This window comes from Lunatimonas salinarum (assembly GCF_017811155.1).
In the GTDB taxonomy this organism is placed as follows: domain Bacteria; phylum Bacteroidota; class Bacteroidia; order Cytophagales; family Cyclobacteriaceae; genus Lunatimonas; species Lunatimonas salinarum.
The window spans coordinates 224,889-237,830 of record NZ_JACVCV010000001.1 but is presented as its reverse complement, the minus strand read 5'-3'; the positions used below and the strand labels follow the sequence as shown (position 1 = coordinate 237,830).

The 12,942-nt window shown below is 47.3% G+C and carries 13 protein-coding genes; 6 read left to right on the top strand and 7 right to left on the bottom strand.

Translation table 11 applies throughout. The annotated features are described in order from the left end of the window. Position 1: 1 nt before the first annotated feature. The 3 genes from IAQ59_RS00985 to IAQ59_RS00975 all read left to right on the top strand — a co-directional run bounded on the left by IAQ59_RS00985 (position 2) and on the right by IAQ59_RS00975 (position 1,788). Positions 2-844, top strand: a complete 843-nt coding sequence (locus IAQ59_RS00985; protein WP_209328891.1) for a DpnII family type II restriction endonuclease — start codon at positions 2-4, stop codon at positions 842-844. Positions 845-1,095: 251 nt separating this feature from the next. Then, positions 1,096-1,329, top strand: coding sequence for a hypothetical protein (locus tag IAQ59_RS00980; RefSeq protein WP_209328890.1), 234 nt, complete (start codon positions 1,096-1,098; stop codon positions 1,327-1,329). 63 nt (positions 1,330-1,392) lie between these two features. Then, positions 1,393-1,788, top strand: a complete 396-nt coding sequence (locus tag IAQ59_RS00975) for a hypothetical protein (RefSeq protein WP_209328889.1) — start codon at positions 1,393-1,395, stop codon at positions 1,786-1,788. 21 nt (positions 1,789-1,809) lie between these two features. Here the strand turns inward: IAQ59_RS00975 and IAQ59_RS00970 are convergent, their stop codons facing one another. From IAQ59_RS00970 to IAQ59_RS00960, 3 genes are read right to left on the bottom strand one after another with little or no spacing between them, the layout of a single operon-like run. Continuing rightward, positions 1,810-2,229 carry an FAD synthase family protein gene (locus IAQ59_RS00970; protein ID WP_209328888.1) on the bottom strand — a complete coding sequence of 140 codons (420 nt, stop codon included), beginning with the start codon at positions 2,227-2,229 and terminating at the stop codon, positions 1,810-1,812. Next, positions 2,226-3,182: a LicD family protein gene (locus IAQ59_RS00965; RefSeq protein WP_209328887.1), complete on the bottom strand. Its 957-nt coding sequence runs from the start codon at positions 3,180-3,182 to the stop codon at positions 2,226-2,228. The genes IAQ59_RS00970 and IAQ59_RS00965 overlap by 4 nt, the downstream gene beginning before the upstream one ends. Beyond that, positions 3,179-3,868: an alanine racemase gene (locus tag IAQ59_RS00960; protein ID WP_209328886.1), complete on the bottom strand. Its 690-nt coding sequence runs from the start codon at positions 3,866-3,868 to the stop codon at positions 3,179-3,181. Before IAQ59_RS00960 ends, IAQ59_RS00965 begins: the two co-directional genes overlap by 4 nt. A 188-nt stretch (positions 3,869-4,056) precedes the next feature. On the opposite strand from IAQ59_RS00960, the gene IAQ59_RS00955 reads away from it, so the two are divergent. Continuing rightward, positions 4,057-5,004, top strand: a complete 948-nt coding sequence (locus IAQ59_RS00955; protein WP_209328885.1) for a hypothetical protein — start codon at positions 4,057-4,059, stop codon at positions 5,002-5,004. An 8-nt stretch (positions 5,005-5,012) separates the two neighbouring features. Here the strand turns inward: IAQ59_RS00955 and IAQ59_RS00950 are convergent, their stop codons facing one another. The 4 genes from IAQ59_RS00950 to IAQ59_RS00935 all read right to left on the bottom strand — a co-directional run bounded on the left by IAQ59_RS00950 (position 5,013) and on the right by IAQ59_RS00935 (position 11,959). Continuing rightward, the gene (locus IAQ59_RS00950; protein WP_245189345.1) at positions 5,013-6,590 is read right to left on the bottom strand and encodes a beta-N-acetylhexosaminidase; all 1,578 of its coding nucleotides are present in this window, start codon (positions 6,588-6,590) and stop codon (positions 5,013-5,015) included. 28 nt (positions 6,591-6,618) lie between these two features. Then, positions 6,619-7,740 (bottom strand): PQQ-dependent sugar dehydrogenase, encoded by a 1,122-nt coding sequence (locus tag IAQ59_RS00945; protein ID WP_245189344.1) that lies wholly within the window; start codon positions 7,738-7,740, stop codon positions 6,619-6,621. Between the two features lie 186 nt (positions 7,741-7,926). Beyond that, entirely contained in the window at positions 7,927-10,377 is a 2,451-nt protein-coding gene (locus IAQ59_RS00940) for a ligase-associated DNA damage response DEXH box helicase (RefSeq protein WP_209328884.1), read from the bottom strand. Further along, complete coding sequence (locus IAQ59_RS00935) at positions 10,367-11,959, bottom strand: ATP-dependent DNA ligase (protein ID WP_209328883.1); 1,593 nt, start codon at positions 11,957-11,959, stop codon at positions 10,367-10,369. The genes IAQ59_RS00940 and IAQ59_RS00935 overlap by 11 nt, the downstream gene beginning before the upstream one ends. A 128-nt stretch (positions 11,960-12,087) precedes the next feature. On the opposite strand from IAQ59_RS00935, the gene IAQ59_RS00930 reads away from it, so the two are divergent. Both IAQ59_RS00930 and IAQ59_RS00925 read left to right on the top strand, forming a co-directional pair. Next, positions 12,088-12,606 (top strand): hypothetical protein, encoded by a 519-nt coding sequence (locus IAQ59_RS00930; RefSeq protein ID WP_209328882.1) that lies wholly within the window; start codon positions 12,088-12,090, stop codon positions 12,604-12,606. Positions 12,607-12,682: 76 nt separating this feature from the next. Then, a complete protein-coding gene (locus IAQ59_RS00925) occupies positions 12,683-12,907 on the top strand; it encodes a hypothetical protein (protein ID WP_209328881.1) in 225 nt (74 codons plus the stop codon). Positions 12,908-12,942: the final 35 nt, after the last annotated feature.

The following is a 12,942-nucleotide window of genomic DNA, read 5'->3' as shown; positions in this document are numbered from 1 at the left end:
GATGCAGCGGCACAAACAAACAAAAAATGAACTCATCCCAAAGCTCGGGGTTGTAGCGACAGATTGGCAGGATGAGTTTTCCGAAAATTTTATTGATATACTGTCCAAATTCGCGGTCAATAGCCAAGTGAAGGCTAGTGACTTAATCGATTTACTGGAACAAAACTTTGAAGCTGCGATCACTTTGTTTAGGTTGGTTCTTGAACTTTCGAAGGATGAGTTCACGGAAACACTGAAAGGCATTTTTTATGACAGCGAGAGTGGTCATGGCAAAACTGCTTTTAAGAAGGATCCCGATCAATATGTTAAAAGGCTGGAAGATTTCGGGTTGTTGGAAGCGCTCGACAGGCTTATGTCTAGAGACTATACTTGGAAGGAGGTTGTTCAGGAACGTCTAAAGATCGGAAGGGGAAGCGCGATAAAGGGTCAACGAAGAGGTAAAAACCTGGAAGATTTTGTGGAGAAATTGGTCGTTGAAGTTTTTGATCAATATGAGGTTAGAAAAAGTTTTGTTGGCGCAACGGGACTTACCACCGCCAAAGCTGATTTCTGCATCCCATCGACCCAACATCCGAGCATAGTAATCGAGGTCAAAGCCTATGGTGCAACGGGAAGTAAGCAAAGCGACGTAATTGGCGATGTTCGTCGAATCATTGCTGAGAAACGAAGCGATACCTATTTTTTTCTGGTAACGGACGGTGTAACATGGATGGCACGCATGCGAGATTTCGAACGACTTATAGAATATCAAAATCTTGGATCTATTTATCGAATCTATACCCAGCAGATGAAAGAAGACTTATTGTCTGATTTGAAACAGATAAAGCTGGAACTGAATATTTAGGGGGATAGATCGCGGATTTCTATCCGTTTTTTCGGCTTTTATATCGTATTGCTAAAGCCCTTTTTTTCCCTACCGATAGTATTATCGTATGTTGAGTTGGTTGATAGGTTTGGAGGAAATAAATAATAGGAGACTCACTGAAATTTTTTTTCAGTGAGTCGGAAATATATTTGCGTACTAAGACGATGAAAGCTAAAAATACCTCTTTTTTCCACCCGAACGAACTGCAAAGCAATACCAGCGTGCTAACTATGTCGGCGTACGTATTTTCCGGACTGATACGCATTTTCGAATGGCCCTTTGTTCTGTGGTATGGTGTGCTGGCGTTGTTGGCAGTAAACATTCTGTTGATTGGTAAGCTGATATACGATTTGGGCTCCGAGTCTAAGGCCTATCCGAAAAGGGCCAAGGTTTGGGCTGGGGTTCGGCTATTGATTAACCTGGCATTGGTGGTTGTGGCGGTCTACTATATGAGGTTGGGCTAGCAAATAGTGCGGGTTATCTAGGGCCCTGGTTGTAGTAAGTTGGGAGTTTTTTTAGAAACGATTATGAGGCTAAATTATGTTTCATTTCTCATCCCGCTCTGGGTAGTGGGCATTTTGATCTACGTGTATGTAAGCCCGGGGGAATACAAGCTAGTTCCTATCCTGGCCGTATTGTTCATGGGTGCCGGATTTTGGTATGCCCTGGTTAGGTTTTTACGATCAAACACCGCTGAGCCTCTACCTCAAAAACCACTGGATATAACAGGTTTTGAAAGTAAGGTGAAAATAGCCAAGCCGCTTTGGGTAGTGGGGATGTCGTTTTTGATTCTCCAACTGCTGGTTTGGCTTGAGGTATTTCGGTTTAGGTATGATGAATCCCTCAGTCTCCTTGTCATTGTCTTTCTATTGGCCTATGTTTTCGCGTTGGTTGTTTTTGGAAGGCGTGAAGTGAATCTATAGGAGAGCGTCTTTTCGCCCATATCATTCCGTGGAAAGCAGCGTTTTTACCCGCTGAATAAGTAGGGTGGTGGAAATCTCCGTGCTGTAGGGTATAATACGGATACGTTCGGATGAGATGTTTCGGTATTCGTAGGCTTTGGTGTTCCGTTCACGCTCGTCCGAATACCCGTAGGCGAAAAGATCAAACCCATGATCATCCAAAAAGGCATCACTTACCTCTCTTGGCCCATCTGAGCGTACCTCATCCACAAATCGGCAAGCGCCCAATACGGCCATCCTTTCCTGCTGGGTCATAATGGGCTTCCGTTTAGCTTTCGCTACCCGTTCATCGGAAACAACGTGTACCACGAGACGGTCTCCCAATTCGCGGGCTCTTTTTAGAAAGGCCACATGTCCGGGGTGGAAAAGGTCAGCGACCATTTTAGCATAAACAGTTATCATGGCAGGAACGGGGTTAGTCGTTTTTGAAGTACAGTCCAAAAAGGATCATTGGGGTACTTATGTACAAAGAGCTCCAAGAAGTGCGTAATTTTGAGGGCATTTCCTTCCAAAAGGTGAGCACAAAAGGTGCGCTTGGCATAAAAGCGTATAATGGATGAATTATAATCGGTTAACTCTGAGTGGAAAATGTGGCTGTAAATGGGCTGGGGATGCTGCCAATTTCCGTAGTTCTCGGTTAGAAATTCCTCAGGAGGATCCGGGACATACACAGTGGTCTCCAGAAACGGAACCGCTTTTAACCTGAACGGCTTTCGGTAGCGTTTTATAAATTGCCCCATGACAGCTCCATAGGTGATGCAGTGTCCGTTTTCCATCCCAAATAGCACCACTTCTACCAAGGGGGAGTTGCCGAATTGGCATTTGAGTTTATAGGGAGAACCATCGCTACTGTCTTCCACGATTCGAAAACCGGCCCGTCTTAGGCCACGCTTCAATTTCGCTAGATCCACTGTTTCCTTGAAAAACCCGATATCAATGTCCTTATCCCATTGGATGAAATCCTTTTCCCTTACGTAGCCCAGAAGGGTCCCAAATGCCAAAAAGGGTTGGGATTGCAGCGGGGCAACGGCTTCGTAGAATCGGCTAAGTACTGATGCAAACGAAACAGATCTCTGCGATGGCGGCATCTTTGTGGGTGCACCGACAGGGAATTGATCAAACGGGTCGGTTCTTTTCGAGAGGAATTTGTGAACCCATAAGCCTACCAATCGCTCGGCATCTTCCTGTTTACCCGAAAAAAATAGTACTTCAAGTATAAACATGCTTACAAATTGACTCCACTTTTTGGCGGTTATCAGCACCATGGCATCCAAAAGAACCCCGGGGATGATCGGTAAGACAGCCCGGTAGGTCTTTCGTATGTACTGGTAGATTTGGCTTTTTGGTAAGATCATGCACAGGTTCCTTCAAATACCAGTGTTCCGATCCGAATATGGGTAGATCCCAACGCAATGGCTTCCTTATAGTCTCTTGAGAACCCCATTTGGCAACCCGGAAGGTGCAATTGATCTGCCAGTTTTCTCAACGAACCAAAGAAGGGTTTTGGATCCAACCCTTTGGGCGGAATGCCCATCAGCCCGTCAATGGGCAGTCCGTTTTCGGTTGCATAGTCGAGCAAGTGTCTGGCATATGGAGGTAGGACACCATTTTTTTGAGGTTCCTGCCCAATATTGACTTCCAGGAAAAAAGTTCTTTTCGCTTCTTCGGCGTAGGAAGAGAGATGCTTTTTTAGATGGTCTATTTCCCGCTCCGAGGCAACCGATTCTACATGGTCGAAGTATTGGATAACCCGTTTGATCTTATTGGTTTGTAGCTTTCCGAAATATTGCCTGCGTACGTTAGGAAAGCGAGCTTGAAGCTGCTTCAATTTTGGTAGGCCCTCTTGTACATACTTTTCGCCAAAAGTGGTGTGGCCAAGTTCAGCCAGTGCACATAAATCTTCGACAGGTCTGCCATTGCAGGCAAGGCAGACGACGCCTCCCCGGTCGGTAAAGTCACGGATTTCGGGCTGCTCCATGAAACGCAGGTAATTATCCCTCAAACGCCTCGCAGGCTGAGGCGCACGTAGTGGGTACGGCATTTTACTGTATTAAGCTGTTATAGAATATAAAAGGAGCCCAACTATCAGCTTAATCAAACAGATCGTAAGGCTACACTTGGAAAATTAAGCATTTTTTCAGTTATTCAAAAGGTAGAAAAGGGAAAATGATGCCTGCTGGATGACTGTCATAAGGTTAACCAATCAGTAGGTAAAACGTACATAACAAAGTGGAAAAGCGATTGAAAGTGCTCTTGGTATTTGGTGTTTACGTGTTTCTAAACCACGTAAACCCGGTTTTTGCCCAAGAGGAACAGATAAAAATAGCAAAACTTTCACAGGCCAATCACGAGGGCCTGGCTGAAATACAAGCGGAATTTAGAAAGCGAAATCCGGGATATGACCTTCACTATGTGGATAGGTCCATGTCTCTCGGGTCAAAAGAGCTCACGCAGGTGGTGTTTTTGCAGGAGGGAGGAGGTACTGCCACGATCTTCGACGCACAAGGCGGGGAACGCTCCAGTAAGGTATCTGTCGGCGATATCATCATGCTTCAAAACGGTGAAACCATGAAAGCAGATAGCCTGTTGAGCATGTTGGTTTTTACCATTCCGGAAAAGCCGGCAGATCATATTCCTGCCTTTATACGGCCTGACTGGGATCCCAACATTACGGACGAACCAGGTGGATGTGCCACGGAAACGAATGCGTACCGCCGTATTCTGCTTACTTGGAAAAAGGAGGTAGGGGAGTATGTGTACCATGCGATCAATGCGCATCGTGTGCGAATTATGGATTCATTTAGCCATTACCACCCGGTGGACATAGGTTTCGATGAGTTTTACTTGGTGCAAATGGTGCTACCAGGAGCCAAATTGATTACTTCGGAAAAGGTACATTTACTTTCCCGGCCCGATAAGATAACCCTAGAGCAGACCAAAGATCTGTTCAAATCGTATTCTTTGGATGTAGGTGATCTGGTTTACTTGCCTAGAGGGGTCATGCACCGGGGGTTTGGCGGGTTATTGGCCCAAGTGATTACTGTCCCAGGGTTTATTCCAGGATCCGAGTTTGGAGTGGATCATCTAATACGTCAGATCAACGAGCGTTTCAACCTACGCAATGAAGACGCCTTGCCGTTCAATAGGCAGGCGTCTGCTTTTCAGGTGATCAAATAGAGGAAATGTCAAGGCCTATACACCGGCTCAGGATGGTATTCAGGCTGCCTTGGATGATAAAAATAGATGCCATCCCGCTCATAACGAGGTAAATGACCGTCTAACCTAAGCATGAAATCCGCAAACTTTTTCGCCCCTGCCGGTGTCCATGCGGCCTCTGCCAGTGCAGCGATCCGCGGAAACAGCAGGAAGTCGATCCGCTGACTGTTGTGTACGGTTTCCGTCCATAAGTTTGCCTGCAGTCCGAGAATGAGATCCTTGTCGAAATCCGAGGAAATGGGTAGATCATCCAACGAAAACTCGTAGGCAGCTTGCAGCGGTGCAGTGGCACCTGCCCATTTTCGGCCAAATTGATGGAAATCCTCCTGAACGAAATCAAAGTAGTAGGGGATTCGGGGACAGACCACCGTGGCATACCCGTTTTTGAGTGCCAGTTCAAGTTGCTCGGGTCTGTCGTGTCGCCACCAGAAAATGATACTTTCGGATTTGGAAAGGGTAGCGTCAGCCATTTCGTCCCAAGCCAACACCTTGCTTCCCATGTGAAGGACGGAATCTGCCATTCGTTGGATAAAGTAATCTTCCACAGCTTTTAAGTCCTTTAGCCCTTCTTGTTGCATTAAGCGTTTAACATCTGGGTCGCTTGCCCATTTTTCATTTCCAAAGCTGACCTCATCACCACCCAGGTGGATCATTGCGGAGGGAAAGAGCGTGTTTACCTCCTGTAGTACCTCTGTCAGGTAGGTATAGGTGGCTTCTTTACCTGGATGAAAGGTGAATTCCGGGTAGGCTGCTGATCCGCCTCCGCTAAACTCCGGATAAGCTCTATTGGCGGCCGTAGCGTGCCCTGGCATGTCAATTTCCGGAATCACGGTGATTTTTCGTTCTGCGGCGTAGCGAACGATCTCTTTTATCTCTTCCTGAGTGTAAAATGCGCTGGGCTTATTTGGGTCGTGGTGATCTCCAATACCTCCAACCAGCGCCAATTTGGGGTACTTTTTTATCTCAATTCTCCATCCTGGACTATCTGTTAGGTGCCAATGAAGGCGGTTTAGCTTGTAATAGGACATGTAGTCCAAAATCTGCTTAACTTTTTCAACACCAAAAAAATACCGGGATTCGTCCAGCATCAATCCCCGCCAACCGTAGCCGGCACGGTCTTCGATCTGCCAGGAAGGGATGACTGCCACCTGCTTATCGCTCATGTAACTTTCGGCTAACTGAATAAGGGAAACCAGGCCATGGTGTACCTGATCGGGATCAGCCCCAATAACCTGGATCAGGCCAGGAGTGATCGACAGTCGGTACGCATCCGTCAACTCAGGATCCAGCCCCAATTCGATACGTGAATCGGTTCCAGACCGGGTAATCACGGGTATGCCCGTTTTTCTAAACAATTCCTGACGAAAGTGGGCAGCCTCTGATGCCAGCTCGTTCGGAAAACGAATGGCAACCTCCCGGTCGAGCAGAAAGTTGCCATCGTTTAGTGAGAAATCTGCGGGAAGGGGAATAATTGGAGGCTCCTGCTGGGCCTCAACGAGGAATGTGCTGAGGATAGTCACCAACAAGAGCAGCATAATTCGCTTCATGGGTAGATGCTAAGCGGAAGAAAGGGGACTATTTGGTAGGTACCACTTTCACGATTCCCTTGCCTTCGATACCTGCATAGATATACCCATCGGGTCCTATTACCACGTTCCTTACCCGACCCAAACCATCGATGACACGTTCTCGCTTCACCACTTTATTTCCACTTAAGGTTAGTTTTTCGAGGTAGGCAAAGCTAAGCGAACCTACCAAGATATCTCCTTTCCATTCAGGATAGTGGTTGCTTGTTACCACAGCCAATCCACTTGGTGCGATGGAGGGTACCCAGTAATATAGCGGCTGCTCCATTCCCGGCTCATGGGTTTTTTCCGTCAATATGGTACCATTGTAGTTGATGCCGTAGGAAATTACCGGCCAACCGTAGTTTGCTCCTTTCTTGATTACGTTGATTTCATCGCCACCCCGGGGACCATGCTCGTGTACCCATACATCACCGGTTTCAGGATGTACGATCATCCCCTGAGGATTTCGGTGACCATAGGAATAGACGGCTGTTTTCGCACCGGAGGTGCCTACGAAGGGATTGTCAGCTGGTATCCGTCCGTCTTCATGTAGGCGGTAGATTTTGCCACCATCGCGTTTGATGTCCTGGGGATTATTGGGGTGGTCTCCTCGGTCCCCAATGGAAAAGTAGATGTGACCTTTTCCATCAAAAACGATTCGGGAACCATAATGGTGGCCTGCATTACTGTTTGGACTCCCTTTGTAAAGCACCTGTAGGTCTGTCAACTGATCGCCACTTAACTTAGCCCTGCTAATGGCTGTATGTGCACCATCGCCGGATCCCTCTTCCGATGAGTAGGAGAAATAGATCCATCCGTTCTGTGCAAAATCAGGATGAGCAATGACATCCAATAATCCGCCCTGTCCGGCAGCTTTCACCGCCGGGACTCCCTTGATTTCGGTCCTGTTACCATCTTTCACATGGATCATTTCGCCGCTTCGCTCGGTGACGAGCATGCTGCCGTCCGGCAAGAAAGTAAGCCCCCAAGGCACTTTCAGATTGTCTACGACCGTTTCCACGGTGAATTTGTCCCAAGTGAGGTCGGTTACTTCCGGACCATTGGGAGGCGTTTGGGCCAAACAGGCTTGGCTAATTATCCAAGTAACAACGAATAGGTATTTTTTCATTTGTTTTTTAGGTGTTAGTTAATGCTTAAGGTCTTTGCCCAACGACGCTCAGGAAGGATTCGTCGATCATAGACCTTCTTCTGTGGGAGAATCTTTCTCATAGGCGTTTGAATGAGTCGTGGTTAAATCCAAGAATGGAAGGTACTTATTTTTTATGGGCAAACCCAAGGCTTTTTACGGGTATGGTCAATCTTCTAGACTGGCCTGCATTTTCCGGACACGATCTTCGATGGTTTCAGAACTAAGCGATGCACGGAGCCGGTCCACCATAATAGGGAAGGAAAAGGGGGTCCATTTTAGGGGACTTTTTAATGTGATCCGCTGACGGTTGATTTCCCGAATGGCCTGCAGGATGTTGTCCTTTTCCATTTGCATGTCCAGTACTTCGCGGTGGGCTTGTTTCAACAACAGGTTTTCAGGTTCGTACTCGTCAAAGACTCCGTACAATATCCCGGAGTTGGCCTGAAGGTGTTTAAAGGCCACTGGTTTGCCGGGATAACCCTGAAAGACCAAGCCCGCAATGGTGGCAATGTCCCGGAACTTCCGCTTGGCCATTTCGCTTTCGTTGATGCTGGCAAGGAGGTCGTCTTCCAGGTTTTCTTCCGAAAACAGGTTTTCTTCCAGCACATCCTCGATTGGAATGGGGCTGTCTGACAGCAATTCGAAGCCATAGTCGTTCATGGCCAAGCTGAACGTTAAGGGGTAACTGACAGAAATCCGATAGGCGACCAGGGCAGCCAATACTTCATGAACCATCCTCCCCTCAAATGGAAAGAAGAAAACGTGATGCCCCTCATTGGTGTGGTATTGTTCTATCAGCAAAGTGTGGGAGTCGGGGATCAGCGATAGACGCTGTTGTAGTTCCAATAACGGGGCCAGATAGGCGACCTCTTCGGAGCGGTACTCCAAACGGGAAGCAGCCTCCAAGATTTCCCGCATCTTAGCAGAAAGTTTGGAGGTGAGGGATATTCTGCCCCCCATGTAAGAGGGGACCAAATTACTTTTTCGTTTGGATAGCTGTACGATGGCGCTTAGATCCCGAATATGCAAAAATTCCAGATTTCTGCCGGCAAAGAAGAATTCGTCTCCCTGCTTTAGTTTTGATATGAAATATTCTTCCACCATGCCCAGATAGGTGCCGTTTTTAAATTTGATCTTGTACATGGGATCACTTACGATGGTTCCCATGGACAACCGGTGCCTCATGGCTGTCTTCTTGTCTTTTACTACATGCCTGGTGTCCGTATCAACGGCCACTTTGGCAAACTCTTCGTATTCCCGAAGTGATTCGCCTCCTTTTGTGATAAAGGTTAGCGCCCACTGAAATTCTTCTTGCGTGAGTTTCTTAAATGAATAGGCTGTCCGAATTACTGGAAAAAGTTTATCTGGATAAAATCCGTTGCCCAGTGATAGGGTTACCAAAAACTGGATAAGAACGTCCATGGTTTGGGTGGGGCAGGGGATTTGTTCCACGTCTCCGGTTTCTATGGCTGAACGCAGGGCAGATGCTTCGATGAGTTCCAGCGCGTTGGTGGGTAAAAAATAGATAATACTTGGCTGGCCTGGCTGGTGGCCTGACCTTCCGGCACGTTGCAGGAACCGGGCCACTCCTTTTGGACTCCCTACCTGAATGACGGCATCCACCGGCCTAAAGTCCACCCCTAAATCAAGGGAAGAAGTACAGACTACCAGCTTGAGTTTTCCCCCATGGAGGGATTCCTCCACCCAACTTCGAACGGTCTGATCTAACGATCCGTGATGAATGGCGACCCAGCCTGCCCAATCTGGTCTGAGGACCATCAATTGCTGGTACCAAAGTTCTGCCTGTGCCCTGGTATTCGTAAACAGGAGCAGTGAACGGTGTTTTTCGATAATGGGGATTATTTTTTGGATCAACCGGATGCCAAGGTGCCCGGACCAAGGATATTTTTCCAGTTCGTCAGGATAGATCGTACGCAGTTGGATGTTTTTTTGGATCTGCGCCCGTACTATATGTACGGGAAGACGATCGCCCAGTAATACGTGGCATGCTTCCTCCATGTTGCCAATAGTGGCGGAGATACCCCATACTTGTAGGTTTGGGCTGCAAAGTTGCCTGATATAGGCCAAGGCAAGTTGAACCTGAACACCACGTTTGTTCCCCAGTAGCTCGTGCCATTCGTCTATTACGATGGCCCGTAGGTCTTCAAACAGTCGGCTGTGTTCTTTTTGGGAGAGCAGGATGTGCAATGTCTCAGGCGTGGTAACCAGGCACTCAGGTGGGTTTCTTGATTGGTTTTTTCGGGCTTTTTGATCGGTATCTCCATTTCGGACTTCTACCCGCCAGGGAATGCCCATCTCTAGGCAGGCTTCCTGCATGGCGCGCTGCAGGTCTTGCGCCAACGCTCTCAACGGCGTGATCCAAATGATCTGAATGCCGTTTTTTCGCGGTTTGGCCCAATCCTCCGGGTGATTTCTGATGTACTGTAATAACACCGGTATCCATAAGGCATAGGTTTTTCCACTGCCTGTAGGAGCGTTAAGCAGGCCGCTCTTGCCATCTAAAAAGTCTATCCACGTTTCCACCTGAAAGGGAAAGGGTTTCCATCCCTTAGATTCAAACCAGCGGATGGCTGGGTTTAGGGAGTTATTTTCCATATTGCTCCAAAAGTACCTTTAGATCGGAAAGCGTATTCGCATCTTTGGGTTTTTTATCCTGGCGCCAGCGAAGAATCCGAGGAAACCGCAGTGCAATCCCCGATTTGTGGCGGGCGCTTTCCTGTATGCCCTCAAAGGCAATCTCAAAAACCAATTCCGGGGTGACCGTCCTCACAGGGCCAAAACGCTCCTTGGTATGCTGCTTCACAAACCGATCCACTTCGGCCATTTCAGCGTCCGTAAGACCAGAATAGGCTTTTGCAAAGGGTATCAGTAGTTCGCCATCCCATACAGCAAGCGTGTAGTCCGAATATAGATCGGCACGACGTCCATGTCCCTTCTGGGCATAAAGCAATACTCCGTCGACCGTCAAAGGGTCAATCTTCCATTTCCACCAGTTTCCCCGTTTTCTTCCGGCTTCATACGGCGAGCTTTTACGTTTGAGCATTAGCCCCTCGGCTTTTCGCTTTCTGGATTGTTCCCGTAATTCACTCAGGCTGTTCCAGCTACCATCCGCGATTTCTGCAGAAAATAGAAGGCATGGATGTTTTATGCTTGCCACCAATGCTTGCAGTATGCTTCTTCTTGAAACAAGCGAGCCAGCACGTAGGTCCTTACCTTGCGATTCCAGTATGTCGTATGCTACGAAGACAATGGGAGCACTTTCCATGAGCTTTTTGGAGACGGTTTTTCTTCCAAGCCTGGTTTGTAAGACAGCGAAGGGCAGCGGTCCCGATGGTCCATAGGGTAGCAGCTCTCCGTCCAAGACTGTGCCATTAGGCAAGGACTCCGCCATAAAAACAAGTTCCGGAAACTTTTCGGTGATCAATTCCTCGCCTCTGGACCAAAGGTAAGTTTGTCCCTTTCTCCGAATCAATTGGCCACGGATGCCATCCCATTTCCACTCGACCAACCATTCAGATGCTTCACCCAAGTCCTTCACTTCGAAATCTACGCCATGGGCAAGGCAAAAAGGGTACGGCCTTGATAGGTCATCTGCCGGGTTTCGGGATAGAATCAACGCCTCAAACGAGGTTTGGGCGGGATCCCAGTTGCCCATAATGCGGTGGGCTACTTCAGACTTCTCTATTTGATAGGCGTCGGCAATTGCCTGCGTGACCATATTCTGGCTTACGCCTACCCGGAAACCACCGGTTATTAGCTTGGTAAACACGAAACGTTCTTCCTTAGAGAGTTGGAACCAAGCCTGAATAATTAGTGGCTTTCGTTCCTGCTCGGGGATATCAGCTAGGGATTTCAGCATTCGAACCCATTCGGTCAGGGATTTACTGCTTTGCTGGCTGGCGGGAGGTAAAAGTAGGGCAATTGTCTCTGCCAAATCACCCACGGTATGGTAACACTCATCAAATAGCCAAACCGGAATCTGTGCTACTTCTTGGCACCACTCCCTGAGTTGGGAGGCGGTAACAGTCCGCTTCGGTCGCCGATGTGCAAATAAGGCAAGTGTCCAGATTTTATCCGAATCTGGTGCTTCCAAAAAGAAATTTTTTAGATATTCCAGCTTATCTTTGGTCTTATTCGATTGATCTAATCTGGAAAATAAATCGGAGAACTGCTTCATACCGGTCTGTAACTTGCATGGCTATTCAATGATATTCGTCAGGTAAGGAATTAATTGCCGAACTTAAATTGTTAAGAAGGTAACAACAAAACGTAAAATTCGTTTAGCAAATTATAATAACAAAAGCCATGCGACAAATTTCTATATGGGCGATGATTGCCCTTCTGTTAGCATCCTGTCAGCAGGAGGAAGAGGCCTACACCGCCAATAGCATCACCTATCAGCTTTTTCAGTCTAGCGACTTTCCTTATGAAGGTAATGCCGTCATCAAAGAAATGAGAGATGGTGGACTGGAAATTATATTAACGCTACGGGGTGCGGACAGCCGGGAGCCATATTTTTTCCCCAGTCACCTGCATTTCGGTAGCTATGAGGAAGCGGATGCCGCCATTGCGGTAACATTGAACCCGGTAGATATTCGTTCGCTACAAAGCCGAACTGTGCTGGGAACCCTTTCTGATGGTACTAGCCTTCGCTTTGAAGATTTCAAGCGCTTTGATGGTCATATCAAGATACACTTGGCAGAGGATGGACCCGACTACTCGGTGATCTTGGCCACCGGAAATGTCGGAAAAAACCCTAATTCCCCTGAACTCTTCCACAGAGAAAGTGTAGCTATCTGTACGCCTTACTTTCCACATCAATAGAAAGTAATTCAAATTTTCATCAAAGTACAAACTTTTTTGTTTAGACATGGTTATATTTTTGTTAAACAAGATAACCATGGATACGATACGGAAATATGGGTTGCTTTTGGGTTTTTTCTTTCTGATAAACCAAGAAATGGCAGAGCTCTCTGAACAATCAGATGATCCGAAAGAGGATTATATTCATGCTGTAGAGGCTATCTTTAAAGATCATCGGGTATTTAACTCGAAAGGATCAGGGACGCCAAATGAAAAGGTATCGCTTTTTCCGCACACTCGATTTTTCTTAAACAAACAATAGATAAAAAAAGCCCCCAAGCAAACGCTTGGAGGCGA